General features: G+C 34.7%; 26 protein-coding genes. 5 read left to right on the top strand and 21 right to left on the bottom strand.

What is annotated here, in order from left to right:
• The first annotated feature begins 197 nt into the window (after positions 1–197).
• Positions 198–1,190 (top strand): T9SS type A sorting domain-containing protein, encoded by a 993-nt coding sequence (locus D1818_RS00425; protein ID WP_118455281.1) that lies wholly within the window; start codon positions 198–200, stop codon positions 1,188–1,190.
• A gap of 192 nt (positions 1,191–1,382) precedes the next feature.
• On the opposite strand, the gene D1818_RS00420 is transcribed toward D1818_RS00425, so the two are convergent.
• From D1818_RS00420 to D1818_RS00360, 13 genes are all read right to left on the bottom strand, one after another.
• Complete coding sequence (locus tag D1818_RS00420; protein ID WP_118455278.1) at positions 1,383–1,850, bottom strand: MaoC family dehydratase; 468 nt, start codon at positions 1,848–1,850, stop codon at positions 1,383–1,385.
• Positions 1,851–2,015: 165 nt separating this feature from the next.
• The gene (gene fabG / locus D1818_RS00415) at positions 2,016–2,753 is read right to left on the bottom strand and encodes a 3-oxoacyl-ACP reductase FabG (protein WP_118455276.1); all 738 of its coding nucleotides are present in this window, start codon (positions 2,751–2,753) and stop codon (positions 2,016–2,018) included.
• A 130-nt stretch (positions 2,754–2,883) separates the two neighbouring features.
• Positions 2,884–3,861, bottom strand: a complete 978-nt coding sequence (locus D1818_RS00410; RefSeq protein ID WP_118455274.1) for an NADPH:quinone oxidoreductase family protein — start codon at positions 3,859–3,861, stop codon at positions 2,884–2,886.
• Positions 3,862–3,983: 122 nt separating this feature from the next.
• Entirely contained in the window at positions 3,984–4,988 is a 1,005-nt protein-coding gene (locus D1818_RS00405) for an NADP-dependent oxidoreductase (RefSeq protein ID WP_118455272.1), read from the bottom strand.
• A gap of 31 nt (positions 4,989–5,019) precedes the next feature.
• The gene (locus tag D1818_RS00400) at positions 5,020–5,784 is read right to left on the bottom strand and encodes an enoyl-CoA hydratase/isomerase family protein (RefSeq protein ID WP_118455269.1); all 765 of its coding nucleotides are present in this window, start codon (positions 5,782–5,784) and stop codon (positions 5,020–5,022) included.
• Positions 5,785–5,822: 38 nt separating this feature from the next.
• On the bottom strand, positions 5,823–6,578 hold the full coding sequence (locus tag D1818_RS00395) for an SDR family NAD(P)-dependent oxidoreductase (protein WP_118455267.1): 756 nt from the start codon (positions 6,576–6,578) through the stop codon (positions 5,823–5,825).
• 143 nt (positions 6,579–6,721) lie between these two features.
• Positions 6,722–7,108 carry a DUF1330 domain-containing protein gene (locus tag D1818_RS00390; protein WP_147406177.1) on the bottom strand — a complete coding sequence of 129 codons (387 nt, stop codon included), beginning with the start codon at positions 7,106–7,108 and terminating at the stop codon, positions 6,722–6,724.
• A 10-nt stretch (positions 7,109–7,118) separates the two neighbouring features.
• Positions 7,119–7,754, bottom strand: a complete 636-nt coding sequence (locus D1818_RS00385; RefSeq protein ID WP_118455263.1) for a transglutaminase family protein — start codon at positions 7,752–7,754, stop codon at positions 7,119–7,121.
• A gap of 12 nt (positions 7,755–7,766) precedes the next feature.
• Positions 7,767–8,819 (bottom strand): phosphotransferase family protein, encoded by a 1,053-nt coding sequence (locus tag D1818_RS00380; RefSeq protein ID WP_118455261.1) that lies wholly within the window; start codon positions 8,817–8,819, stop codon positions 7,767–7,769.
• A gap of 120 nt (positions 8,820–8,939) precedes the next feature.
• On the bottom strand, positions 8,940–10,154 hold the full coding sequence (locus tag D1818_RS00375) for an acyl-CoA dehydrogenase family protein (protein WP_118455259.1): 1,215 nt from the start codon (positions 10,152–10,154) through the stop codon (positions 8,940–8,942).
• 55 nt (positions 10,155–10,209) lie between these two features.
• The gene (locus D1818_RS00370) at positions 10,210–10,986 is read right to left on the bottom strand and encodes an SDR family NAD(P)-dependent oxidoreductase (protein ID WP_118455256.1); all 777 of its coding nucleotides are present in this window, start codon (positions 10,984–10,986) and stop codon (positions 10,210–10,212) included.
• Between the two features lie 65 nt (positions 10,987–11,051).
• Positions 11,052–12,866 (bottom strand): acyl-CoA dehydrogenase, encoded by a 1,815-nt coding sequence (locus D1818_RS00365; protein WP_118455254.1) that lies wholly within the window; start codon positions 12,864–12,866, stop codon positions 11,052–11,054.
• Between the two features lie 249 nt (positions 12,867–13,115).
• The gene (locus D1818_RS00360; RefSeq protein ID WP_120752522.1) at positions 13,116–13,688 is read right to left on the bottom strand and encodes a Crp/Fnr family transcriptional regulator; all 573 of its coding nucleotides are present in this window, start codon (positions 13,686–13,688) and stop codon (positions 13,116–13,118) included.
• Positions 13,689–14,465: 777 nt separating this feature from the next.
• Between D1818_RS00360 and D1818_RS00355 the strand changes: the two genes are divergently transcribed.
• Positions 14,466–14,786, top strand: coding sequence for an Hpt domain-containing protein (locus D1818_RS00355; protein ID WP_118455250.1), 321 nt, complete (start codon positions 14,466–14,468; stop codon positions 14,784–14,786).
• 1 nt (position 14,787) lies between these two features.
• On the opposite strand, the gene D1818_RS00350 is transcribed toward D1818_RS00355, so the two are convergent.
• The gene (locus D1818_RS00350; RefSeq protein WP_118455248.1) at positions 14,788–15,954 is read right to left on the bottom strand and encodes a response regulator; all 1,167 of its coding nucleotides are present in this window, start codon (positions 15,952–15,954) and stop codon (positions 14,788–14,790) included.
• A gap of 393 nt (positions 15,955–16,347) precedes the next feature.
• Between D1818_RS00350 and D1818_RS00345 the strand changes: the two genes are divergently transcribed.
• A complete protein-coding gene (locus D1818_RS00345) occupies positions 16,348–17,553 on the top strand; it encodes an MFS transporter (protein WP_118455246.1) in 1,206 nt (401 codons plus the stop codon).
• Positions 17,554–17,739: 186 nt separating this feature from the next.
• Positions 17,740–19,050, top strand: coding sequence for a DEAD/DEAH box helicase (locus D1818_RS00340; RefSeq protein WP_118455244.1), 1,311 nt, complete (start codon positions 17,740–17,742; stop codon positions 19,048–19,050).
• Positions 19,051–19,238: 188 nt separating this feature from the next.
• On the opposite strand, the gene murA is transcribed toward D1818_RS00340, so the two are convergent.
• From murA to D1818_RS00305, 7 genes are all read right to left on the bottom strand, one after another.
• Positions 19,239–20,555, bottom strand: coding sequence for a UDP-N-acetylglucosamine 1-carboxyvinyltransferase (gene murA, locus D1818_RS00335; protein ID WP_118455242.1), 1,317 nt, complete (start codon positions 20,553–20,555; stop codon positions 19,239–19,241).
• Positions 20,556–20,587: 32 nt separating this feature from the next.
• Positions 20,588–21,265: a DUF4290 domain-containing protein gene (locus tag D1818_RS00330; protein WP_233558617.1), complete on the bottom strand. Its 678-nt coding sequence runs from the start codon at positions 21,263–21,265 to the stop codon at positions 20,588–20,590.
• A gap of 151 nt (positions 21,266–21,416) precedes the next feature.
• On the bottom strand, positions 21,417–21,710 hold the full coding sequence (locus D1818_RS00325) for a DUF493 family protein (RefSeq protein WP_118455238.1): 294 nt from the start codon (positions 21,708–21,710) through the stop codon (positions 21,417–21,419).
• A gap of 59 nt (positions 21,711–21,769) precedes the next feature.
• Entirely contained in the window at positions 21,770–22,345 is a 576-nt protein-coding gene (locus D1818_RS00320; protein WP_233558619.1) for an NTP transferase domain-containing protein, read from the bottom strand.
• 19 nt (positions 22,346–22,364) lie between these two features.
• Positions 22,365–23,435 carry an XdhC family protein gene (locus D1818_RS00315; RefSeq protein WP_118455234.1) on the bottom strand — a complete coding sequence of 357 codons (1,071 nt, stop codon included), beginning with the start codon at positions 23,433–23,435 and terminating at the stop codon, positions 22,365–22,367.
• A 3-nt stretch (positions 23,436–23,438) separates the two neighbouring features.
• Positions 23,439–25,601, bottom strand: coding sequence for a xanthine dehydrogenase family protein molybdopterin-binding subunit (locus D1818_RS00310; protein ID WP_118455232.1), 2,163 nt, complete (start codon positions 25,599–25,601; stop codon positions 23,439–23,441).
• Positions 25,602–25,621: 20 nt separating this feature from the next.
• Positions 25,622–26,083, bottom strand: a complete 462-nt coding sequence (locus D1818_RS00305) for a (2Fe-2S)-binding protein (RefSeq protein ID WP_118455230.1) — start codon at positions 26,081–26,083, stop codon at positions 25,622–25,624.
• Between the two features lie 182 nt (positions 26,084–26,265).
• On the opposite strand from D1818_RS00305, the gene D1818_RS00300 reads away from it, so the two are divergent.
• Positions 26,266–26,802 carry an AAA family ATPase gene (locus D1818_RS00300; RefSeq protein WP_233558618.1) on the top strand — a complete coding sequence of 179 codons (537 nt, stop codon included), beginning with the start codon at positions 26,266–26,268 and terminating at the stop codon, positions 26,800–26,802.
• Positions 26,803–26,805 lie beyond the last annotated feature (3 nt).

Below are 26,805 nucleotides of genomic sequence, written 5' to 3'. Positions count from 1 at the left end.
TAGTAATTTCTTTGAGCGATTGTATTTGGATGCTCCTATTAACATTAATATTTTTTGTTCCTACCAGAATTATATCCTTGTACCAAATTCCCTAAATAGTTGATATTTATCCACAATATCCTGCTGTTCAAGCACAACTGAATGATTTAGTGAAATCGTGATCTTATTTTTGAATACAAATCATTAATTATTCGATTATGAACACACAAAAACTACTTACACTAATTCTTTGCGGGATATCGTTCTTTGCAAACTCTCAATCCTATGAATTAAGCACATCCACAGGTCCGTATATTAATTTAACTAATAGCACTTCCTTAAATGGAACAGCACCTTGGGATGACCCTGAATTTGCCATTCCTATGGGATTTGATTTTGAATATTTTGACATTACAATAAATCAAATTTATATAGATGATTGGGGCTTTGGAGCTGGATTAACATCTAATCCAAATGAAACAGGAACTTTACCTGCTTTGGTTGCGTATGGAGCAGATATAGCAGATAGGGCTTATGACGATAACAACCAGAATGCTACTACTGGTTCTCTATCAAATATCTCATATTTGGTCGAAGGTGCCGCTGGAAATAGAATATTAAAAATAGAATGGAACAATGTAGGTTTTCTATCAGATATAGTAGCAGATGGTATCTCTACAGATTTTACAAATTTTCAGTTGTGGTTATTTGAAGGATCTAATGATATAGAAATTCATTTTGGTCCTAATTCTATATCTAATCCAGACGAGTCATTTGATGGAGAAACCGGCTCCTCAATTGCTTTAGTTCCCGCTTATAACTTTGGAACAGACGTTATTGAAGAGAATGCCACTTTTTTATCGGGTAATCCTTCTAATCCAACAGTTGTTTTTTCAACAGTAGATGACAATACTTTTCTAGATGGTGTAATTCCAAACGGAACTATTTATAAGTTTACAAGGTCTACGCTTAGTACAGAAGATTTTCAGTCTATTGCGAAATTAGAATTATTCCCTAATCCTTCTAAAGATGCCATATCGCTTTCTGGCATAACGACGGACAAGAAGTATGAAATTTATAATCTACTCGGTAATAAAATACAAGAAGGTATTATTAATAAAAATGAAAGAATCAATATTCAGAACTACTCAAAGGGAGTATACTTGATTAAGTTTGATAATAACCAAACGCTTAAATTTATTAAAAGTTAGCCTTTAGAAGGAAAACAAAACTTTTTTAAAGTATATTCTAACCCGTTGTGCATTTAGAAGAAAACATTCAGAAGAAAAGCGTCAGTTCGAGTGATTTTTTATAATGAAATGAAGAAAAATTAGCCTACCCGCCTCTGGAGGGTATCGAGAATAGCTTTTCGGATACAAAATCTAAATGCACAAGAGGTTATTTTACTTTTCAAACATCAGAGATACTAATTCAGCGACACAAGCAGGTTTATCGACACCTTCTATTTCTATAGAACAATTCCAAGTGATTTTTAGCCCGTTTTCGGTATAGGCTTCAATCATCTGGATACTACTATGTAATCTTAATCTACTATCCACCATAACCGGATGTGGAAAACGAACTTTATTGAATCCATAATTAACTCCCATTCCTAAGCTCTCTATCTGAATAAGATCCATCAACATCTTTGATAATAAGGAAACTGATAGAAATCCGTGTGCGATTGGTTTTTTAAAAGGAGATTCTTTTTTGATACGTTCCAGATCCACATGAACCCATTGAAAATCTTGTGTTGCTTCAGCAAAAGCATTGATCATCTCTTGTGTAACAGTAAGCCACTCTCCTATTGGTAATGATTTACCCTTATAAGCTTTAAACTCCGCAAAGTTATTACAAATTAGTTGATTCATGATTTTATACTTTATGGACCGATGCCACGTTGAACTTGTCGAATTGAATTAACAACTAAAGTTGTATTCGTCTTCGACAAGCTGATACTGACAAGGATATTATACTATATATTTTATTTCTCATTTCTCAAGAAAAGGTATATCTAAATCTCAAAAACTCCTTAACTACCTTGAGATTCCTCCATCAATTGTTAGACAAATACCCGAAACATAAGAAGCTTCATCTGATGCCAGATATAAATATCCATATGCTATATCTAAAGGCGTTGCGGCTTTTCTGAGTGGAATTTGAGATTTTATTCCATCCAAATGCTCTTTCGGAATTTGTTCAGTCATTTCAGTTAGTGTAAAACCAGGAGCTAAAGCATTTGCCGTAATACCGTATTTTCCTAATTCCATCGTCCAGGTTTTAGACATGGCAATCACTCCTGCTTTGGTAGCAGCATAGTTCGTTTGTCCAAAATTACCACGCAATCCTACATTCGATGCTGCAGAAACAATACGACCATACCCAGCTTCTTTCATGTACCTTGAAACTACTTGTGTACATAAAAAAACACCTTTTAAATTTACATCTATTACGGAATCCCACTCAGCTTCACTCATTTTATGAAGGGTGCGATCCTTAGTAATACCGGCATTATTGATTAAGACATCTATTTTACCATATTTTTTATGGATTCTTTCAGCTTCAGCTTCGATAGCAGTTTTATCGGTTACAGAAATATTCGTAAATTCTGACACTTGGCCTTTTTCCAGAATCCCTTCAGCAACACTTTGGCCTTCAGCTAATAAATCCCATATAATTACTGTAGCACCTTCTTGAGCAAACAATTCCGAAATCGCCTTACCAATTCCTCTGGCACCACCTGTAATAATTGCTACTTTATCTTTTAATCTCATTTTTTTAGGTTATTTATCAAATATTTCGGTGTCACACTGAGCTTGTCGAAGTGTAACAAAACTTTAGTTTCAAATAGCCTTCGACAGGCTCAGGCTGACAATTGATATATCTATTGTTTTATCAAACGGTTTACGAACATTGAATTACAACTTTACCTCTTACCTTTCTATCCATCATCTCTTCTAAAGCATTCGGAGCTTCCTCTAGTGGATATATCTTATGGATATGTGGTTTTAGTTTTCCTTCTCCTAACCATTTCATCAATTCCATGGTGTTTTCCATATTCTTTTTAGGAGTTTTCATTGCAAAATTACCCCAGAACACCCCTACGATAGAACAACCTTTTAATAGTGTTAGGTTCAAAGGAATCTTGGGGATACTTCCGGCTGCAAAACCTATTACCAGATACCTGCCTTCCCAGGCAATTCCTCTTAACGCAAATTCCGAATAATCACCACCTACGGGGTCATACACTACATCAGCTCCTCTGCCATTAGTTAGTTCTTTAATTCTAGATCGTAAATCTTCTTCTGTATAATTAATAACCTCATCCGCTCCATATTCTTTACACAACTCTAGTTTTTTATCTGATGAAGCAGCGGCTATTACTTTGGCTCCCATCAACTTTCCTAATTCTACGGCAGCCAATCCTACACCTCCTGATGCTCCTAAAACCAGTAACGTTTCTCCTTCTTTTAGTTTTGCTCTATCTTTTAATGCATGATATGATGTTCCATAGGCAATCATAAAAGATGCAGCGATGGGAAATTCCATTTTTGGTGGTTTCTTGAAACACACATTGGCCGGCACTACAACTTCCTCTGCATATCCGCCCTGCATTACAAATCCAAAAACTTCTTCGCCTACTTTTAGATGTTTCACTTCAGATCCTATTGCTTTTACTACTCCTGCGACATCACTTCCTGGAATAAATGGCAATTCTGGTTTAAACTGATACAAACCTTGAATGATCAAGGTATCCGGAAAATTAACTCCACAAGCCTTAACAGTAACTAAAACTTCATTTTCCTTTGGTTTTGGACTTTCAATATCTTCTACTTTCAGGTTGGATGGTAATCCATATTGTTTACAGACTATTGCTTTCATAGTTGGTTTGTGAGTATTTTGAGTGTTTGAGTTAACTCATTGTTATTTATATAATTTTTATTCAAAATCCTATTCTCGATACACTTCTCCTATGGTCGAAGCACTCGAATCGACGGATTTTATTACTCTTCAATAACTTTTAATATTAGTTTTCCCATTTTATCACCAGAGAACAAACGCAAGAATGTGTCGTGGAAATTTTCAATTCCTTCATAAACATCTTCTCTACTTTTTAGCTTTCCTTGAGCTAGCCAACCACCCATTTCTCTGGCTGCTTTGCCATAATCTTTTGCATAATCCATTACTACCATACCTTGCATCGTAGCACGACTCACTAGCAACGATAGGTAATTTTTGGGTCCTCTCATATCTTCCATATTATTGTATTGCGAAATGGCTCCACAGATCACAATTCGAGCATGCATACGAAGTCTTGACAATGCAGCATCTAAAATCTCTCCTCCTACATTATCAAAATACACATCAATTCCTTTTGGACATTCTCTCTTGATTGCTTCATAAATCTCCTCGGATTTATAATCGATGGCAGCATCAAAGCCTAAATCATTTACTACATAATCACATTTATCTTTTCCTCCCGCAATTCCTATAACGCGACAGCCTTTAATTTTCGCGATTTGTCCAACAACACTTCCTACTGCTCCGGCAGCTCCAGAAACTAAAACTGTATCACCTTCTTTAATCTTTCCTACTTCTAAAATTCCGAAATATGCTGTCATTCCCGGCATCCCCAATGTACCTATATACATTGGCAAGGGTGCCAAATTCGGATCTACAGCATACCAATTATCGCCATTGGTAACCGTATATTGTTGCACACCTCCCCAGCCTGTTACATAATCTCCTTCTTTAAATTTCGGATGGTTATTCGATTTTATTACTTTCCCAATAGAACCAGCACGCATGACATCATCTAATTCTACAGGTTCTATATAAGATTTACCTTCACGCATCCAACCTCTCATAGCTGGATCTAATGATATATAATGATGTTGTACCAGTATTTCTCCTTCTGCAGGTTCAGGAATTGAATTGTCTTGCAATTCCCAAGTATTATTATCTGGTAATCCTTCAGGGCGGTTTTTTAAAATGATTTGTTTATTCATTGTGTAATACTTTGTTTATTAAATAGGTTTATTATTTTTTCTGAAGACTCTCTACAAAAGCTTTCATTTTTGCTCTTATTTCCGGCTTCCACCAAAGTGAAATTGCTTGTTCCAAATCAATTTTAGGGTTTTCTTCCATGCCTTCTAACCAATCTTTTCGGAGTTTATATTTAGTATTCTTGAAAATATCCTCATCGGCTAACAAATATTGACGCATTTTAGCTTCTGCTTTAGGCAAAACTTCTTCTAAATCACATACTTCATTAATTAAACCCGTCTCTAAGGCTTCTTCTACATTTAATAATTTTCCTCCAAGAATACATTCGTTTGCTTTTCCTTCTCCTAACCAATATGAATATCCTCTAATAAGGTTATTAGAAATCTGAATATTCACAGCTACTTCGTTTAATCCTATTGCATACTTTTCTCCAGCGGCCATAATTCTGTGATCCGCGGTAATTGCAATTACACAACCTCCTGCGGGAGAATATCCTGTAATTGCACAAACAAACGGTTTCGTAAACTTAGCCAACTGAATATACATTCCACCAAAATCGTTGAAAAACTCATTCATCTTTGGCTTATCATAACCATACAACTCAATCACATCCAAACCTGCTGAAAAGAAATGCGGAGTTCCAGTGATAATAACTCCTTTTACAGTTTCATCGTTCTCTAAATCTGTAAAAGCCTTTCTGATTTCTCTGGTCATTTGATGGTTAATCGCATTTACCTTACCTCTATTTAATTGGACAATAGCGTAATTGTCTTTTCTTTCTATTTTAATTGTCTGCATTCCCGAGTTTGACTTGATTTGATATTTAATAAATGATTTTATAGAGAGGTTCCTCCGTCTAAAGTAATCGTTTGTCCTGTAATGAATTTGGTGCTATCCGAAGCTAGCCAAACAACAGCTTCAGCTATTTCTTCTGCGAGTCCATATCGTTTCATAGGAATCACACTTTTTAGCATTTGATCCATATCCGGCCGTACTGATAACAATTTACTCAATAAAGCAGATTCTGTATATCCAGGACATACTGCATTAATACGGATATTTTTAGTAGCATATTCGAGTGCCGCCGATTTAGTCATTCCGACAACCGCAAATTTACTAGCGCTATAGGATAGATTATTTAGTGATGCTTTTAAACCTGCTAATGATGCTAGATTTACGATATTACCATGTCCTTGTTTCATCATTTGTTGTAATGCCAGTTTCATACAATAGAATACTCCTGTTTGATTTACTGCAATAACACTATCCCAATCTTCCAGAGTATATTCGCCTGTTTTTGCCATATTTCTTGGACCAATCCCAGCATTGTTTACAATAACATCCAGCCGCCCAAACTGTTCTACTGTATTATTGATCAATTGTTCTACTTCTTCAAACTTAGCAACATTAGCTGCAATCACTACAGCTTTTCCTCCTTCATCATTTATCACATCTGCAATTTGCTTCGCTTTTCCCTCTTTAATATCTGAAACCACTACTGTAGCTTGATGTTTTGCAAAATGCTTTGCCGTAGCTGCTCCTATCCCAGAGCCCGCTCCGGTAACTATGACTATTTTATCTTTTACCTGCATATCATTATTTATGTTGGTTGTTTTATTTTAATTTATGAACCTTATCTTAAAAGTCTTGTCCTCGATAACTCCTGAGCCTGTCGAAGCGCCCGAACTAACTAAATGATGATCAAAAAAATGCGAATATATTTAGTTTTACACGTTCATTTTGAAGTACACAAAATCAATCGGGAATCAATTAAGGCACGACTACGCATTTCTGCCGGATACTCTTCTTTAGTAATCATTCCTATAAACTCTTGCTTACTCTCGTATGCTACAATAAGTACTTTATCCCATTCTATAGTATCTTCAGGGCCAATTAAACCAAACAAAGGTTTACCTTGATATAACACTTTGGCTCTGGTGTCTTTAAAAAAAGGAAGTATCGCATTCATATATTGTGCATAAGCCTCTGCTCCCGTGGTTCCTGTTTCTTCAACTTTATCTTTAAATTTTAGTAGATTAATCATCTGAAAAGGACCATCAACTTCAAATTCAATAAAATCTTGAAACTGTTTTTTGGTGATTCCTGTATGTGTATTGTGCATATAAGTTGTTTTATAATCTAATTTCTGTTTGTCCTTCATATATATTGATAATATTCGAATAATGCTCTTTCATATTGTTCAACATAAAGTCAAAAGGCACATCATCAAAATGTCCATAATCCTCTAAATATTCCATAAAAACTCCTCCCTTATTATCATACTCCTGAAACATTGAATCCTGTTCTCCATCAAATTCTAAAGGAGCTACATTACATTTTTCGCATAGAGCCTTATTAAAAGCAGGAGATGCCTTTAGCCATTTTCCATCTAGACAAATATTCACCATTCCATGTGGTGTTAACTCATTGGTTCCAAACTTTTCTATTAATCTTTCTACTCCAATATGATTCTTCACTTTAGCAAGGTGAATTCTTGCTGGTATTCTCAAAGCTCTTAAACAAGAGATCAACAGAATCGATTTATCCAAACAATGACCACTATTCTTTTTTGCAATCTTACTTGCTCTATACCCTTCTTTAGAAAGATTAATATGATACGGATCATACCACCAGTCATCTCTTATTTTAAGATATAACCGTGTAGCTTTTTCCTTAGGTGTGAGTGTATCCGTATTAAATTCTCTAATAATTTTCTGGATCTCATCCGATTCATAATCAAAATAATATGTCGCCTCTAAATAATCCATTATATCCTAAATTTAATCTATTTTCTTAGTCTGAATAGCCTGCCAAGCTAAGTTACAAAGCAATTCTGCTGCTTTATTTAATTGCGCAAAACGTGGGTCTGTAGTTAGTCCTTTATCATATCGATAATAAATCTGTTGAGCAATCACAGCAATTTTAAAAAGTCCGAATGCATAATAGAATACAAGGTGATCAACATCTCTTCCACTTTTTTGTGCGTATAGTTCTACGATCTCCCTTCGGCTTGGATTTCCCTCCATTATTGTTGGTGATGGAATTCCTTGTTGAACGAATGCATGATCGCTACTCATGGTCCAATACCCGAGAGATGTCCCTAAATCCATTAATGGATCTCCCAAAGTTGCCATTTCCCAGTCCAGCACTGCTATTACTTCTTTCCAGCTATCATCCTTAAAAACTACATTATCATATTTAAAATCGTTATGCACCAAACTATATCTATAGTCTTTGGGTTGGTGTTCTTCCATCCATTTCATTACCCTCTCTGCAGCCGGAACATCATCTGTTGCTGCATTTAGGTATTGTTTCCCCCAATTTAAGACTTGCCGTTCTACATATCCTTCAGGTCTCCCTAAATCTTCTAGTCCTACTGATTTGTAATCTAACTTATGAAGTTCTACAAACGTATTCAACCAGGAATCTGCAATGATTTTAAAATCACTAGCCAAAATATTTCTTTTTTTAGCTTCTCGAGCACTCAGAATAATCCCATCTACCTTTTCCATGATATAGAAAGGGCAGCCTATAATACTTTCATCATCTGTAAAAGCATACATTTTTGGAACTTTCGGAAACGTCTTATATATGCCTGATTGCACCTTAAACTCTCGTCCCATATCGTGACCTCGTTTAATAGCACCAAAAGGTGGACGACGCAATACATATTCTTTATCTTCTAGTTGCAATAAATAGGTGAGATTAGAATATCCATGTGTGTATTGTTCTACTTTCCAATCACTTTGATGATCATTGATCAATCCTTTTTTATGAAGGAATGATTTTAAAGTTTTTTCGTTTAGTTCTTCGCCTTTGCGTACGTTTTGCATTGTTGATCTTTTATCTTGAATATCCTAGCTGCACTTCGACAACACTTCGACAAGCTCAGTGTGACAGCTCAGTGTAATAGTTACAAGTACTATTTTAAACATTTAAACTAAAATCTTTATTTATTCTGAGTATTTTTTAATTACACTTTTCCCTAACTGGTACATATGCACTTCATCTGGTCCGTCAGCTAGACGTAACATCCTTGCAGCAACAAAAAAGTGTGCCAATGGCGTGTCAGGGCCTACTCCTTTTCCACCGTGTATCTGCATAGCTCGATCTATTACTTTTAATGCCATATTCGGAGCTACGATCTTGATCATTGCGATTAAGTCTTTGGATGCTTTATTCCCTAATTCATCCATTTTATCAGCTGCAGAAAGTGTTAGTAATCTAGCTTGTTCGATTTCGCATTGTGATTGAGCAATCTCCTGCCGAATACTACTGTAATCTTTAAACGTTTTTCCGAAAGCAATACGTTCTGCTGCACGTTTGGACATTAACTCTAAAGATCGTTGTGCCATACCAATCAAACGCATACAATGATGAATACGTCCTGGACCTAATCTACCTTGTGCAATTTCGAAACCTCTTCCTTCTCCTAAAATCAAGTGCTCTTTTGACACTCGTACATTATTTAAAACAATCTCTGCATGACCTTCTGGAGAATCATAAAACCCAAATACCGATAAAGGTCTGATAATCTTTAATCCTGGCGTATCCATAGGCACCAATATCATACTTTGCTGTTGATGTCTTGGAGCATCGGGATTCGTTTTTCCCATCACAATAGCAATCTTACAATCGGGATTCATTCCACCAGAAGACCACCATTTTGTGCCATTGATCACATATTCATTACCATCTTTAACAATAGAAGTCTCAATATTAGTAGCATCAGAAGAAGCCACCTCTGGTTCTGTCATTAAAAAAGCAGAGCGAATATCTCCATTCATTAAAGGTTCTAACCATTGTTTCTGTTGTTCTGAGGAACCATACTTGGCTAATACTTCCATATTTCCAGTATCGGGAGCACTACAATTAAATATTTCTGAAGACCATAATATGCGTCCCATAATTTCTGCTAATGGTGCATATTCTAGATTTGTTAATCCGGGACTTAGATCTCCGTAACTTTTGGGTAAAAACAAATTCCATAATCCGGCTACTTTGGCTTTTGACTTTAAATCTTCCATTCCTGGCCAAGGTGTCCATCGATTATCCGGATTATATATAAAGGCATTTACTTCTTCTTCTACAGGTATTATGTATTCTTCAAAAAAAGTGGTAAGCTTTTGTTGGAGTTCTATAATTTTTTCTGAATACTCAAAATTCATTCTATACGTATCTTATTATGTTTTTATGTTGATAACTTGAAGTAGAATCAAAAACCTATCCTGCAATCATGTAACCTCCATCAGCATTGTATACACTACCTGTCATATAAGCTCCTGCTTCTGAAGCTAATAAACAAACCATACCAGCCATTTCATCAGGCATTCCCATACGTGAAGTCGGTAATGTTTTTTCTATTTTATTCAGTAACTTTTCGTTTTGCCAAAGTGCAGCACTGAATTTAGTTTTGATCAATCCCGGGCATAGTACATTGGCACGAATTCCGTATTGCCCCCATTCTTTCGCCTGGTTTTTAGTAAGCATTAGCAAAGCTGCTTTACTAGTGCTATATAATCCTAATCCTGCTCCGGGATGTAAAGCTTCTACGGAAGCAATATTAATAATACTTCCACCACCACGTTCCTGCATAGAACGCAACGTTAGATTGGATAACATCCAGGGTGCTTTTACATTAATGTCCATAATTTTATCAAACACTTCTTCGTCTGCATCTTCAATTGGACCGTAAATAGGATTAATTGCTGCATTATTTACTAGAATATCGATACCTCCATAATGTTCTATCGTTTTTTGAACCAAATTTGCCCGCTGATCAGCTTTTCCTATATGACAAGCAATACCAATAGCTTCTAATCCAGCTGCTTTAAACTCGGCTGCCACTTCATCTACAGCTTCCTGATTACGGCTACTTATTACTACTTTAGCACCATGTTCTGCTAAACCTTGTGCAATTGATTTTCCGATTCCTTTACTGGAACCTGTGACAACGGCTACTTTTCCTTCTAAATTAAATGATTGTTTTATGCTGTTCATCAAATTAGTATGTGAGTTTTTGAGTTAGTTAGGTTTTTTATTTTAAATTTTGAAGAAGATTCTTATTAATTAAACACCTCTTTTTCTCCAGCGATAGTCAATACTTCTTCATCCATAAGAATCTCAGCGAGACCACCGGTTTTAGGTAATTCATATTTAAAATAGAATTTCATTGCATGAATCTTACTTTCGTAAAACTCTTCAGAGTAGGTATTCTTTCCGGTTATGATAGCATTTTTAGCGTTTACCGCCATATCTAACCAAATCCAGCCCATCGTAATATTACTAAAGAATTCCATAAACGGTGTTGCATCAGACAAGAAACGTTGATAATCTCCATTTTTGGCAAAACCAACTAAGAATCCTATTACTTTTTGAGTCAATAATAGCTTCTCTCCTAATGTATTAGCGTATCTTCTTAAATCATCATATTCTGATGCTTGTCGGATCGTATGCATTATTTCGTTATTTAGCAACTCCAAGGCTTTTCCGTTTTCCATTAGGAGTTTTCTTCCTAATAAATCCTGAGATTGTATGCCCGTAGTCCCTTCATAGATAGGAAAAATACGAATATCTCTATGATATTGTTGTAATATAAAATCCGAACAAAATCCATATCCTCCCAATACTTGCAATCCATTAGAAACCGCATGGGCACCCATATCCGATGGATAGGTTTTCACCATAGGTATGATCAGTTCCAATAACAAACTATATTTTTCTTTTTCGGCTTCATCCTTTAATGTTTCCTTGAGATCATAGTACTTAGAGGCTAATAAAACCAAACTCAACGAACCTTCTGCAATTACCTTCTGTAATAATAACATTCTGCGCACATCTGGATGATTAATGATCAATGTTTGTCCTTGTTCAGGATCTTTTTTACCTGTGCTAGCCAATTTTCTACCTTGCGGACGTTCCTTTGCGTATTGTAATGAAGCTTGATACGCAGCGGTAGCAATCGCAGCAGCTCCTCTTCCCACTGCAATACGAGCGCCATTCATCATCAAAAACATATATTTTAGCCCTTGATGTGCTTCTCCTACTAACCAACCTTTACAATCATCAGCATCTCCAAAACCTAAATGCGTAGTACAATATCCACGTTGACCCATTTTTTGGAAATCAGCAACAGTCGTAACATCATTAGCAACCAAACCACCATTTCCATCTGGACGTTTTTTAGGAACAATAAATAAAGATATCCCTTTGGTTCCTGCTGGTGCTCCTTCGATACGAGCTAAAACCAAGTGCACAAAATTATCCGCATAATGATGATCACCACCAGAGATAAAAATTTTCTGTCCTAAAATTTTATAAGAACCATCTTCCTGTGGTGTTGCTTTGGTTACAACGTCTGACAACGAACTTCCGGCTTGTGGTTCTGTTAGACACATAGTTCCGCCCCAATTTCCTGAGAGCATATTAGGGACATAAGTATCGTTTAATTCTTTATTTGCAAAATGGATAATCAATTCGGCAGCACCAAGCGTTAGTCCTACATATCCTGGCAAATGATTATTAGCGGCATCCTGAATAAAAGCGGATGCTGTATACATCATCATCGGTAATTGCAATCCCCCCGCTTCATAATCAAAAGTACCAGAAATGAGTCCCATTTCTCCTCCTTTTTTCATCATCACCTCGACCTGTTTATGAACCACTACGCCTCCATTCTTATAATAGGCAGGTTTTTCGTCCATTTCCTTAAAATATGGGAACAATTCTCGATCAGAGAATTCTTTAACAGAATTCAAAAATAGTTCTAGGGATTCTTTATCATGATCTGCAAAACGATCTTGCTCTAATACTTCTTCTAATTGATGAACATCATATAAAAGGTATTTCAGCGTATCTAAATCTATATATTCTTTAGCCATTGTGTGAAGTTTTAAGAAGTTGATTATTGACAACACAATAAATTTCGTGAATATTTAGTAGATTCTAATTAAACTGGTTTAATAAATATGAATTTTAAGATATTCTTTGGTTTTTATATAAAATCCCCCTCATCCTAACTCCTATGTCTCATCTCACCCATCACAATAGCACTGTCGCCCAAGCAGAAGAAACATTGCAAGATTATAAATAACTAAATAGTAGTGGAATATAAATCGAATAACCTTCTATTACTTTTTACTCAGTCTTTTTCGGATTTTAGAGAGTCCCACAGGTGTTAATCCTAGATACGAAGCAATCAGGTATTGCGGAACACGCTGAAAAAGTGATGGCCGCTTTTCTAATAATTGTAAATAACGTTCTTGGTTGGATAGGTTTTTCATCCGATTGATCCGCTGGAAGTTATTAATAAAAGCTTTTTGCATAGACAACCGTCCGAAACGTTCTAAAGCGTGAGAATGATCAAAAACTTTTAATGCGTCTGATTTAGAAATGACATATACCACAGAATCTTCTGTAACTTCCAGATATGATTCTGAAGGAATTTCTTCTATATAGGGGTAAAGATCTGTAAAGAAAGAACCGTCTGTGTAAAACTCCATAACCCTGGTAATTCCACCTTCTATGGTATAAAAGGTAACGCATCCCTGTTTCATAAAATAAAAATTCCGAATATACTGACCAGGTTGTACTAGAAACTCCCCTTTTTTAAAAGTTTCCTTTTTATAAAACTGTAGTCCGAACTCCATATCGGAATCACTAACCGAAGTAAAGGAGCGTATTTTTTGTTCTAAATCTTTCAAGGCGTCTGGCTGTAGAGCGAAAGAACAAAATATTTGGGTATTGAGCAAGCGTGACAGAAGTTATCCTAGGAATATTAGTGATCATTTATAAATCTGGAGATACCTTTTGCTTTCGGTACACTGAGCTGTCACACTGAGCCTGTCGGAGTGTAAAGGAAAACGAAAAGAGGTTGTTTATGGGAAACAACCTCTTTCACTATTTATAAACTACACTAAACAATTTATTATTATTTACGGATCGCATAACTAGATGCGCCGGGAAGGTCTCTTAAAAAATCTAAAACATTCTTTAAAATAAGGTCAATAGAAGAATAAAGATGATTCATAACTGTGTGATTTAAGATTTAACTGTAGTAAATATACAAAGTTATTAACATATAATCAACATTATCAATAAGTTAGTGTTAATAATTATATATAAAACTCATTTTAATCGATTAAAAGCATAAAAAATGTTTATAAAATTGTTAACAAGTATCATTTTCCTACAATATTTGTTAATAACCCAGGAAAAGCTGTTAGAAACATTAAGGTTATGAACAAAAAAGTGTGAACAAACCTTCTTATTAACATAATTAAGGGAAAAAACACCTTTTTTTATTAATTAGATAAATTATAAAACTGAAGTAACACATACATAACAGTAATAAAATCAATAACTTAAAAAACAAACCCACATAATTACAGTAAAAACACCTCTAATTATTGTGGAGAAATAGATTCAAAATATCGTAATTACATGTAAATTTGAAATGCAACCAAATACAATTAAAATTTATGGAAGAACCGAATTTATCATTTATTACCAAACTATCTAACGGAGATAAAGCTTTTGAAGAGAAAATTTTTGGTGTTATTAATAAAGAATTTCCAGAGGAAAAAGAAAAATACTTCTTGAGTATAAATTCTAAAAATTACAAAAAAGCTGCAGAAGATGTTCATAAACTTAAACACAAAATCAGTATTTTAGGTTTACAAAAAAGTTACGATTTAGCAGAGAAATATGAAGACAATCTAAAGAATACTTCTGAAGTTTTTAGAGAAGAGTTTGAGAGTATTTTAAAGAACATTACGACATACCTTGAAGAAAATCATTAAATCAAGCCTTTTGGACTTTGTTTCTTGCTCTAAAGCTATAATGATATGCTATATGTCCAAGCTGCCCTACTATTTTTACAGAATCTTTCATGGATAGTTTAGACCCATCGGCATGAATCCATCTTTTTAACGGTTGTTCGCAGATGTAGGAAATAGCTTTTTTCTTACCATAGAATTTGCGCATTCTCATAAAAATTTCTACATCAAATAGCCATCGAGTTATAAATTTCTCTTCAAAAAGTTCATTAAAAACTTCTTTGTCCATAATTTTTGCTCCACACTGAGTATCATTAAAAGACATTCCTAAAATATTTCGGATAATTAAGTTAATAGTTTTACTTATAATTTTACGAGCTGATTCTTTAGTAATATCAGCCCCCATTCTACTCATTCTAGAGCCACTAACTATTTTAAAATCGGATGTTGCCATTGTCTGAACAAGATCATCAAAATCTTTGAAATCCGTTGATAAATCTGCATCCAAATACCCTATATAGTCCAACTGTTTGTCTTGTGCTAAATGCAAAACTCCTTGTCTTACAGCTTCTCCTTTACCTCCATTTTTCTCACAATTATATACACTTATATTATCTTCTCTACCTTTACTTAATTCTAACAACACATTTAAGGTATTATCTGTACTACCATCATTCACAAAACACAAGTGATACCCCAAATTACTATTTGTAAAATCTATGAATTCTTTACTCAGTAATCGTTTCTCTTCATTGTAACAAGGTATTACAACTCCAATACAATTTCTTTGCAATATTTTACCTTTAGAGTCTTTAGAAGGAGATCTTTCATATTTAACTCCTAAAATCCTTCCTATTCTAACAGAAACTTCATTTAGAGATAAAGGCTTTTTCATGTAATCATCAATACCTAAATCAAAACCATCTATAATTGTATCTTCATCGTTATTACCCGAAAGCACTAATATTTTAACTTCTGATTTTTTTTCTTTTATGGTCTTTATCACTTCCAAGCCAGACATTTCGTCCATATTAATATCTACAATAACCAAATCAGGAGAAAAAGTTTCAAATAACGATAAGCCTTCTTTTCCGTTATCTGCACATTTTACACTATAGCCAAGATCTGTAAGATGCTTTTCTAAGGATAATAAAATTAATTGTTGATCATCTATGGCTAAAATTCTTTTCATAATTAAACTATTAAATGTTTTAAACAAAATTTGAGCTAATCCTTAGAAAATTAAAAGCTTTTTCAGTTAAGTAAATATGGAATGATATGTGTTATAGAGGTATTGAATAATTAAAATTAGGGAATTTTCTCCTAAAAAACTTAACAATAGAGTATAAAATTCAGAAAAACATCGACTTTATAAACAAAAACCTTTGAATATGGATGGCTATAAACAAATTTAAAGGAGAAATCCTATTAAAACATAATTATATTGTTGATAACTAATATAAAGCAGTCATGGCACTATATTTACAACGATAATAAAAATACAATAATCTATTCTATGGATAATAACATTTTGCTTTGTAATGACACTTACTTAGTATAACACAGCTTAAAACCACTCTACTACATGGAAAGAATTCTAAATCAAAAACATAATAAATACACTTTTATCTATGCGCTTTCTAGATTATTCGAAAGAGCTTCTTATTATGGATTACGTGCGATAATGGTTCTCTATATGATAGGAGAAAGTTTACAAATGTCTAGAGACGAAGCCTTGGGTATTTATGGTATGTTTACTTTGTACCTTGTTTTTTCACAAATACCGGGAGCATTAATTGGGGATCTATTGATTGGTAATAAAAGAGCAATGATAGCTGGAGGAATTATCCAAGCTATAGGTGCATTTGTCTTTTGTATTCCTTCTATAACCGGATTATATATTGGTTTAGGATTAGTTTTACTTGGTGGAGGACTATTTACGTCTAACATAACTGCTTATTTTGGGAAAATGTATCTTGGTAAAACCAAGCTTTTAGACTCCGCATTCACAATATTTTATTTAATGATCAATCTGGGAGCGACCATCGGTATTGTAACAATAGGATACATAGGTGAAAAATTAGGTTTTCGTATCGGATTTATGTTAGCAGGTATTCTGATGTTAATTGCTGTTGTTTTTCCATTGCTCTCAAAGGATTCCAATATTCTGGTATCAGAACAAGTAACTATGCCAAGCATAAACCAACGGGTTATCAAAATATTAGCCGCCTTTCTGCTTGTTGGATTGTTTTGGGCAACTTACGAAATGACTAGTATTAGAGTTTATGAAATACAATCAATACTAGCAGATAACATATTCCTGAAAAGCATATGGTCATCATTGAACTCTATCTTTATTATTACGATTGGTATAATTCTAACCCTTCTTTGGACCTTTTTCTATTATAGACAATTCATTAAAGTGACTATTGGCTTTATATTTGGAACTATCTCTTTCGGACTACTACTTTTAATTCCTGAAACACCTACAGAGCATCATCTTTTAATCTATTTTATTTCTCTACTATTTTTAGGCATTTCTGAAGTTCATATTGCACCAATAATTCATTCTATATTAACAAAATACACAAATCCTAAATATTTAGCAATCATAATTAGTCTAGCATTTATTCCTACAAGACTACTTTCTATTGGTATCGGATTATTTAATGATTATTTGTATAAGAATTCAATTTTTACACTTAAGCTAGGAATGATTCTTATGATACTGATTAGTATTGGGTTGATTATATATGTTTTAATTAACAAGAAGTTATTTAATAAAGCATAAATTTCTGTGTTTATGTATTCAACATCCCTTGAAATCTCATTGTCGCTAGAGAAGACTTTTTCATCCTTCCTTTGAATGAAGGATTAAGGGTAGATGTTTTTTATGAATCACTTTTTTTAACGAGATTGCCCTGAGACTAATACAAAAAACATTCGCATATTTCTCTTTTAAATGTACCTTTGCCGGATGTCAAGTACTATGAAAAATCAGCAGCATATATTACAAAAACTAGGAATCTCAACCCTAAATCCTATGCAGGAAGAGGCCAAATTAGCGATTTCCTCTAGTGATAATGTTGTGTTGCTATCTCCTACTGGAACGGGTAAAACTGTTGCATTTTTACTCCCCATTATTGCAGCATTAGATTCGGATTGCGATGAAATTCAGACTTTAGTGCTAGTTCCATCCAGAGAATTAGCCATACAGATAGAACAAGTAGCAAGAGATATGGGCACAGGCTATAAGGTGAACGCTGTGTATGGAGGTCGATCAGGATCACAGGATAAATTAGATCTTAGACATCGTCCTGCAATTCTTATAGGCACACCTGGTAGAGTTGCGGATCGTTTACGAAGGGATAGCTTTTCTGTAGCTCATATCAACACCATCGTTCTGGATGAGTTTGACAAATCACTAGAAGTAGGTTTCGAAGCAGAAATGACAGAGATTATAGAGGCTTTACCTAATATTCAAAAAAGAGTACTAACCTCAGCAACACAAGAAGTAGCCATTCCTGAATTCGTAGGATTACAAAATCCAGTACAAATTGATTATCTGGATGAAGGTTCTTCTCAGTTACAAATCAAAACCATTATTTCTGATACCAAGGATAAGTTACCAACATTGGTAAAAGCACTAAGTCATATCGGTAATCAACCTGGAATTATTTTTTGTAATTATAAAGAATCGATTCAGCGAGTGAGTGACTTTTTAAAGGAGTATAAGATCAGCCACGGCTGTTTTTATGGAGGTATGGAACAAAAGGATAGAGAACGTGCGTTGATCAAGTTTCGTAACGGAACCCATCAAATTATCATCGCAACGGATCTTGCTGCCAGAGGAATTGATGTTCCTGAGATCAAATATATTATCCATTACCACTTACCGCTTAAAAGTCAAGAGTTTACACATAGAAACGGAAGAACTGCAAGGATGAATGCCGATGGAACCGCGTATATTCTACAATGGAAAAACGAGGAACTTCCAGAATTCATAACAGATCTAGAGGAAGAGGTATTAGAAGATGCTCCTATTCCAAAACCATCGGGTTGGAAAACGCTATTTGTTTCTGGTGGAAGACGTGATAAAATCTCTAAAGGGGATATTGCAGGACTCTTTTTTAAACAAGGAAAATTGGGTAAGGATGAACTTGGAATTATCGAAATCAAACCCGATTGTGCATTTGTAGCCGTAAAAGCTTCTAAAGCCAATAAAGTCATAGAACAAGTAACCAATACAAGGCTTAAAAAAAAGAAAGTACGAGTTTCGATGATATAGTAAAAAAACTAGTACTAAAATAGTTCAATTTATACTTTGTTTTAAAAGAAGTTTAGACCTGAGTGATTATAAAAACTACTTCTCCACTCCGTTCGAGTTGACTGCTGTTTTTTTCAGATAAGTCCATAAAAAAAGGAACCATAATTACTATAATTCCTCTTTCTCTATGCTCTATTAAAATCTTGTTTTTAAGACTCTATTCGAATAATTTTTGCTCCGATTGCTCTTAGACGCTCATCAATATTTTCATACCCACGATCAATTTGTTCTATATTATGGATAGTAGATGTTCCTTTTGCACTTAATGCTGCAATCAATAATGAGATTCCAGCTCTAATATCTGGAGATACCATAGTAGTAGCTTTTAGTGTAGATTGAAAATCATGACCGATAATGGTTGCTCTATGTGGATCACACAAAATAATTTTTGCTCCCATATCAATTAGCTTATCTACGAAGAATAAACGACTCTCGAACATCTTTTGATGTACCATCACTTCTCCTTTAGCTTGAGTTGCCACTACTAAGACAATACTCAACAAGTCAGGTGTGAAACCTGGCCAAGGTGCATCGGAAATTGTCATAAACGATCCATCGATATAACTTTCTATCTGATAACCATCTTTATGTGCAGGAATATAAATATCATCACCTACACGTTCTAAAGTGATTCCTAGTTTTCTAAATGTATTTGGTATAATTCCTAAATTCTCCCAACTTACGTTCTTAATTGTAATTTCACTTTTGGTCATAGCGGCCAATCCAATCCAAGAACCAATTTCGATCATATCCGGTAGGACACGGTGTTCACAGCCTCCTAAAGATTCAACACCTTCTATCGTTAATAAATTAGAGCCAACTCCCTGGATCTTACCTCCCATAGAATTAATCATCTTACATAATTGTTGTAAGTATGGTTCACAAGCGGCATTATAGATCATGGTTTTTCCTTTTGCTAAAGCTGCTGCCATCACAATATTAGCAGTACCGGTAACAGATGCTTCATCTAATAACATATAAGTTCCCGTCAATCCTTCTGGAGCTTCTACTCCATAAAACCGTTCTTCCTTATTATATCTAAACTCTGCTCCCAGATTAATAAACCCTTCGAAGTGTGTATCTAATCTACGACGTCCTATTTTGTCTCCTCCAGGACGTGGAATATATCCTTTACCAAATCTTCCCAGTAATGGTCCTACAATCATTATGGATCCTCGAAGTCCACTACCCTCTTGCTTAAATTGCTCACTTTCCAGATACTCCAAATTCAGCTCATCACTTTTGAAGGTATACTTACCTTTCCCAAGCTTTTGAATTTTGACACCAAGATTTCTAAGAATCTCAATCAATTTATTAACATCTCTAATATCAGGAATATTAGAAATCGTTACTTTTTCTGGGGTTAGTAATACAGCACAAAGAATCTGTAAGGCTTCATTTTTAGCTCCTTGAGGTGTAATTTCTCCTTTTAGCTGATGACCGCCTTCTATCTGAAAAGTACTCATAAAAGTTGAATGGTTATAGGTGTTGGTATTGGTTAATAACGTTTTTTTCCACGGTTGCTTCCACCGCTTCTATAATTCTTTTTACCAGAATTGTTGTTAGAGCGATAACTTTTCTTCTTACCTCTCATTAAATCTGAAGGAGAACTAAGGTCTTCTTCGCTATTTCTTAAATCTATTTTACCATCACTTAATTCAAAAAGATGGTTAAAAATAGCTTTATCATCCACTGTATCTTTATTCCAGTTTAGATAACATTTCTTCATATGATTTGCAATCGTATATGTCAATGCTGTTTTTAGATCTCCGTCTTCCCAACTAATAGCCACGTCAATCATTCTCTTTATATTGTTACCGTAGTAACGATATTTCGGGAAATTCTGAGGATATTCTAATGGCTCTGGTCTTTCTTCTAGCTTCTCTTTGGTAAGGATAGGATATGGAGCCTCTACATCCAATTTAAAATCACTAATAATAAATAGTTGATCCCACAATTTATGCTGAAAATCAGGCACATCCCTAAGGTGAGGTTGTAGATTTCCCATTACTGCAATAATTGCTTTTGCCACTTTATTTCTTTCTTCTTTATCTTCTATTTCCACAGCTTGATCAATCATTTTCTGTAAATGACGACCATACTCTGGTATAATAAGCTTTTCGCGCTCTGTGTTATATTCTAAATTATTAATCTCCATATGATTGTTAACGTCCATAAAATGTAAAGTAGTATGAGCTTTTCTAAAAAGGAATGGTAAGTTATAAAATAGACTTTCTAAAGTGTAGACTTTTCAGTTGCTCAATAATTGGTTTGCAAAATACTAAAATAAAATCAGTATGCTTATTTAAGTGTATAAAAAATTTCAGTTATAAAGAAATAACCCCTTCTACCTTCTCTGCAACTTCTTTATACTTGATAATAACGTGATCTGGATTTTTCATTCGTACATTGACAGATACACTGGTATATTTACCATTTTTAGATTGCTTGGTAGTAATTACAGCACCGAGATTATCAAATATACCTTCTATTTGATTCACTTTATCAGAATCAGTAGGAACAATAAATTTATATAAATAAGCAGTCGGCCATAAAGCTGTGTCCGCTAATTGTACTTTTAATTTTTTATAAAATTCTTCAGATTTCGAAGCATCATTCATGTATCACAAAATTTTTGGCAAAGATACACCTTCTCATTCATATATCAGAATGCTTCTATCTACTGTTTGATCCTTTCAGATAATCTTTTATACTGCTCTTTTGTATCGATATCATAAGTTTTATCTTTTCCATCAGTAGCGATTATAAGGTCTTTATATTTTTTTATAATCTGTCTTGCTCCATAATCTTCGTTAAGCTCTAAAAGCTCGTTAAAATAACGCTTAGAAAATATAGCAGGAACACCAATTCGATCCTTCATTGATGTAGCGATAATAGCCTCTTGGTTTTTATTAAATTTTGAAATCAAATTATTCAAATGTTCTTCATCAATCAATGGTTGATCTACCAAAGTAATGAGCACTGCCTCAACATTTTTTTCATTCTTAACAATATGTTCTATTCCAAAACTAATAGAAGCTCCCATTCCTGATTCCCAGTTCGTATTATGAAGAATTTCTACAGGAAAATGTTTAATTTCTTTTTGAATAGTTTCAAAATGAGCTCCTAAAACAACAAAAGTTGTAAGCGTTCTCAGTTGCAATGATTTTTCAATCTCATTAACAATTAATGAAGAATTTTTCCAAGGTAATAACTGTTTTGGACTTCCTAAACGACTAGAAGATCCTGCAGCCAGAATGATATGTGCAATTTTCTTAGCGATTATTTACAATGCTATCAACTGTTTCCTTTTGGACATTTCCATGAATTCCACCTGCTTTATCTTGTAACGGAATGGGTTGCTGATTCCGAATTACAGATAAAATTTCAGCAATAATCGAAATAGCAATTTCTTGGGGCGTCTCTGCTCCTAAATTAAGTCCTGCAGGACCATGAATACATTCCATAAACTCATCAGTCACATCCGGAAAATATTCAATAAAGGCAGAAAGCAATTTTTCCCTTCTTCTGGAAGGTCCTAATAGACCAATATAAATCGGGTGCGTATCTTTAATTGACTGCAGGTACAATAGATCTTTAGCAAAATTATGAGTCATTAGGACAATTGCAGTCTGCTTATCTACCTTATCGATCACTAAATTTTCAGGAGATTGATTTAATACTTTTTGAGCTCCCGGAAAATCAGACAAGGTTTTTGGATTTTTGGGAGTATTCACCACTTCTACTTCCCATCCGGTTGCACTAGCAATAGTACTTAGTTGTTTAGCATCATGTTCTGATCCGATAATAACTAATCGGAAGCAAGGTTGCATCTTACGATCAAAAGAGTCTAAAGCAGGATCTTGCTGCGAAGTACTCAACTCAAAATAATCTGAGAATCTAAATTCTTGACTTTCACCAAACGAAACTATGGATCCCATTAAACTATCACTTTCCTTTTCTTTATTATAATAAGACTTAATCTCAAAAGGTTTTCGTGAAGCTAAATATTGCTGTACAGTACTAACAGTATTGTAACTTATAGAAAAAGGTTCGATTAATATGTATAAGATTCCTTCGCAACCTAAACGATACCGACCATTATAGGTCATCATCTTCGCTCTACCTGTAATAAAAACCGATTGTGATTGTCGTAATACTTCTTTTTCTACACAACCACCGCTCAAAGCACCAGTCATTTGACCATTTTCTAAAATAAGCATCCCTACGCCAGGCCGTCGGTATGACGAGCCGTCAATATCAACTACTGTTGCAATGACGGCTCGGATTCCCTTCTGACTCGCTTTATGATATGATGCTATTATTTCTTTAAACTCGTGTGTCATACACTATCCCAACACTGCTTTGGTATCCATATTCTTAACAAAGGGTTGTTTTGTCAACCTCACTCCTTTTGCTGCTTTAATAGCATTAGCTACTGCAGCTCCTGCCGGTGGTAATGTCGGTTCCCCTAATCCTGTAGGAGCGATGTTACTCTCTATAAAATGCGTTTCTACAATAGGAGTTTCATTCATTCGTATCAAACGATAGGTATCAAAATTCGTGTCTTGTGGTTCTCCATCTTTAAAAGAAAAATCTCCATACATAGCGTGACCAATACCATCAATAACTCCTCCTTCAATTTGGTTTTTTGCTCCTAGCGGATTTACTACGATTCCGCAATCAACAACACAAGTCACTTTCTTAACAACAGGTTGATCGTCTACTAGTACTACATCTGCCACTTCGGCAACATGTGTATTATGACAATAATAAGAACTAAATCCTTGATATACTCCTTCTGGTTTTTTACCCCATTCAGATTTTTCAATTGCTGTTTTAATTACCTTTTCTAAACGTTCTGGGGAATATTGTATTCGTTCATCCGTATTACCTTTCACATTTTGTAACAAATCCAATCGCAATTGAATATTATCTACTTCCATTAACTCTGCCAGATCATCAAAAAAGCTTTGTTCTGCAAAAGCTAAGAAATTAGTATAAGGCGCTCTCCACGCTCCAATAGTAATATTACTATCATACTTTGCTACATCTACCTGGTAATTCTCGACAGCTCCCGCTGGAAAAAAGTTTGGAATCAATCCATACATATTAGAATTAACAGCAGCTTCTTTCAGATGATACCCCGTTAACTTACCATCTTTGATAGCAGCACTAATCTTATATTTAATTGCAGGTCTATAAATTCCTGCAGACATATCATCTTCTCTGGAATAAACAACCTTCACCGGTTTTTTGGAAATATTAGATATTTCTGCAGCTTCTAAGGCAAAGTCACCATATAACCTTCTACCAAAACCTCCACCCATTCTTGTCATATCAACTGAAACTTCTTCGGGTTTTCTATCTAGTAGTTCAGCTACTCTTCTGGCGGTTCCCGCTGGAGTTTGTATAGGTCCCACTAATCTAACTTTCTCATCCGTAACATGCGCAAAGAAATTCATAGGCTCCATACAATTATGCGGAAGAAAAGGAGATTCATATACTCTTTCTAAAACTTTATCTGCTGCTGCAAATGCCTTTTTAACATCACCATCAGCTCTCATTGTATTAAACTCTTTGCCATTTAAAAGATCTGTCAAAGCTTTATCGTGGTCCTTCGTGTTTTCTAGTTTAGAATCATTCACCCACTGCGCTTTCACTGCCTTTTTACCTTTCATTGCTGCCCAAGTATTTTCTGCTAAAACTGCGATTTTATCACCGAATTTAAATGCATCTATTACACCTGTGACTTCTTTAGCCTCTGTAACATCAAAATCGTGTAATTTTTTTCCAAAAGCAGGCGGTCTAAGAACAGATACGTAAACCATTCCTTCTTCCTTATAATCTAATCCAAATAAAGACTTACCAGTTACTATTTTATCCACATCTACATTATGAATATCTTTTCCTATAATATTGAAATCTTTTGGATCTTTAAGTTTTACACTTTCTGGTATCTCCAGAGAAGCAGCTTCTTTTACTACTTCACCATATCCTAGCGTATCCCCATTACTATTTTTGATAACTCCATTCTCTGTACTACAGGTTGAAGGATCTACACCCCATTTTACCGCTGCAGCATTCACTAACATCTGTCTTGCTGTGGCTCCGGTTTGTCTTAATGGTTCCCAACCTTGCCTAAGGGATTGGCTTCCTCCGGCGACTTGTCGGGTAAAATTTTTGGTATCTAATGCTCCTTGAGCAACATGCACATTTTTCCAAGCAACATCTAATTCTTCTGCAATTAGCATTGGCATAGAGGTTTTTACACCTTGTCCAATTTCTGGATTTGGCGAAAAAATAGTTACCATTCCGTTATCTGCAATTTTAATAAAAGCATTAAAGTCGTTAAAATTCAGATCAGCGATATCTACAATATCGGTAGGAGGAGTAACTTCTGGTTTACATGCTTGAAATAGATTAAAACCAATCAAAATTCCTCCACCAGCCAAAGCTGATGTTCTTATAAATGACCTTCTACTTACAGAAGGAGTTGTTATGCGTTTCATTTTCGTGAGATTTAAATTGGTTAGCTTATTTTACTTGCTGCTTGTTGTACTGCCTTTTCTATTCTATTATAAGAAGCACATCTACAAATATTACCGCTCATAGCATCTCTAATCTCTTCTCTGCTAGGATTAGAGTTTTGTTCTAGAAAAGCTGCGGCAGTCATAATCTGACCTGCCTGACAATATCCACATTGAGGAACATCGATCTCTTTCCAAGCTTGTTGCACTGGATGAGAAATATCTTTGGATAAACCTTCGATTGTTTTAATTTCCATTTCTGTAGCAACAGAAACTTTTAATAAACAGCTCCGAGTCGCAACTCCATCTGCATGAATAGTACAGGCTCCACATTGTCCAATACCGCAACCGAATTTAGTTCCGACCAGATCAAAATGATCTCGTAACACCCATAAAAGAGGCGTGTCTTCATCGGCTTCTACAGAAAGCGATTGACCATTTACTTTTAGCTTATAAACAGGCATGAGTTTAAATTTTAAGATTTGTATTTAATTAGTCTAAATAAGAGAATAATCACTATTTCGTTACTGAAGTTACTAAAAATACGGATTGACAAATTCAACTTTAACAGAGCTTTATGGTATACTTACCAAAGTATTTTCAAAATCATTTTATAATTCCGAAATTCGCCTCAAAAATTATTTCTTTGGCAAATTATAAAATCGTTATTACAGGAGGTCCATCTACAGGGAAAACTACCATTATAGAGCACCTCGAACAAATCGGAGAAACTTGTTACCAAGAAGTGTCCAGAGCTATCATCCAAGAGGCTCAAAAAAATGGTGTAGATCAACTGTTTTTAGAAGACCCCACTCTATTTAGTCGAAAATTGTTAGAAGAACGGGTAGCGCAATTTGAAGAAGCTAAAAAAGTTAATCAATCAAGAGTATTTCTGGATCGAGGTATTCCCGATGTTGTTGCGTATATGAATTATGCAAAAGAATCAAGTCCTATGGATTTCATAAAAGCTTGCAAAGAAAACATATATGATTTAGTTTTTGTGTTGCCACCTTGGGAAAAAATTCATAAGACTGATAACGAAAGATACGAAAGCTTTGACCAAGCACAAGAGATTTATCATCACCTTTTAGACACTTATTCAGATTTTGGATACAATTGTATTGAAGTTCCTTTTGGAAATGTAAAAGAACGTAGTACCTTTATATTACAACACGTAAAATAACAG

Source organism: Aquimarina sp. BL5 (assembly GCF_003443675.1).
Taxonomy (GTDB): domain Bacteria; phylum Bacteroidota; class Bacteroidia; order Flavobacteriales; family Flavobacteriaceae; genus Aquimarina.
Note: the sequence above shows the minus strand (reverse complement) of the source record. Positions and strands in the feature narration are given on the sequence as shown.

What these genes read in the sequence shown, in the direction of transcription:
- D1818_RS00425 (WP_118455281.1), top strand. Translation starts at nt 198, where the DNA reads ATGAACACACAAAAACTACTTACACTAATTCTTTGCGGGATATCGTTC.
- D1818_RS00420 (WP_118455278.1), bottom strand. Translation starts at nt 1,850, where the DNA reads ATGAATCAACTAATTTGTAATAACTTTGCGGAGTTTAAAGCTTATAAG.
- fabG (WP_118455276.1), bottom strand. Translation starts at nt 2,753, where the DNA reads ATGAGATTAAAAGATAAAGTAGCAATTATTACAGGTGGTGCCAGAGGA.
- D1818_RS00410 (WP_118455274.1), bottom strand. Translation starts at nt 3,861, where the DNA reads ATGAAAGCAATAGTCTGTAAACAATATGGATTACCATCCAACCTGAAA.
- D1818_RS00405 (WP_118455272.1), bottom strand. Translation starts at nt 4,988, where the DNA reads ATGAATAAACAAATCATTTTAAAAAACCGCCCTGAAGGATTACCAGAT.
- D1818_RS00400 (WP_118455269.1), bottom strand. Translation starts at nt 5,784, where the DNA reads ATGCAGACAATTAAAATAGAAAGAAAAGACAATTACGCTATTGTCCAA.
- D1818_RS00395 (WP_118455267.1), bottom strand. Translation starts at nt 6,578, where the DNA reads ATGCAGGTAAAAGATAAAATAGTCATAGTTACCGGAGCGGGCTCTGGG.
- D1818_RS00390 (WP_147406177.1), bottom strand. Translation starts at nt 7,108, where the DNA reads ATGCACAATACACATACAGGAATCACCAAAAAACAGTTTCAAGATTTT.
- D1818_RS00385 (WP_118455263.1), bottom strand. Translation starts at nt 7,754, where the DNA reads ATGGATTATTTAGAGGCGACATATTATTTTGATTATGAATCGGATGAG.
- D1818_RS00380 (WP_118455261.1), bottom strand. Translation starts at nt 8,819, where the DNA reads ATGCAAAACGTACGCAAAGGCGAAGAACTAAACGAAAAAACTTTAAAA.
- D1818_RS00375 (WP_118455259.1), bottom strand. Translation starts at nt 10,154, where the DNA reads ATGAATTTTGAGTATTCAGAAAAAATTATAGAACTCCAACAAAAGCTT.
- D1818_RS00370 (WP_118455256.1), bottom strand. Translation starts at nt 10,986, where the DNA reads ATGAACAGCATAAAACAATCATTTAATTTAGAAGGAAAAGTAGCCGTT.
- D1818_RS00365 (WP_118455254.1), bottom strand. Translation starts at nt 12,866, where the DNA reads ATGGCTAAAGAATATATAGATTTAGATACGCTGAAATACCTTTTATAT.
- D1818_RS00355 (WP_118455250.1), top strand. Translation starts at nt 14,466, where the DNA reads ATGGAAGAACCGAATTTATCATTTATTACCAAACTATCTAACGGAGAT.
- D1818_RS00350 (WP_118455248.1), bottom strand. Translation starts at nt 15,954, where the DNA reads ATGAAAAGAATTTTAGCCATAGATGATCAACAATTAATTTTATTATCC.
- D1818_RS00345 (WP_118455246.1), top strand. Translation starts at nt 16,348, where the DNA reads ATGGAAAGAATTCTAAATCAAAAACATAATAAATACACTTTTATCTAT.
- D1818_RS00340 (WP_118455244.1), top strand. Translation starts at nt 17,740, where the DNA reads ATGTCAAGTACTATGAAAAATCAGCAGCATATATTACAAAAACTAGGA.
- murA (WP_118455242.1), bottom strand. Translation starts at nt 20,555, where the DNA reads ATGAGTACTTTTCAGATAGAAGGCGGTCATCAGCTAAAAGGAGAAATT.
- D1818_RS00330 (WP_233558617.1), bottom strand. Translation starts at nt 21,265, where the DNA reads ATGGACGTTAACAATCATATGGAGATTAATAATTTAGAATATAACACA.
- D1818_RS00325 (WP_118455238.1), bottom strand. Translation starts at nt 21,710, where the DNA reads ATGAATGATGCTTCGAAATCTGAAGAATTTTATAAAAAATTAAAAGTA.
- D1818_RS00315 (WP_118455234.1), bottom strand. Translation starts at nt 23,435, where the DNA reads ATGACACACGAGTTTAAAGAAATAATAGCATCATATCATAAAGCGAGT.
- D1818_RS00310 (WP_118455232.1), bottom strand. Translation starts at nt 25,601, where the DNA reads ATGAAACGCATAACAACTCCTTCTGTAAGTAGAAGGTCATTTATAAGA.
- D1818_RS00305 (WP_118455230.1), bottom strand. Translation starts at nt 26,083, where the DNA reads ATGCCTGTTTATAAGCTAAAAGTAAATGGTCAATCGCTTTCTGTAGAA.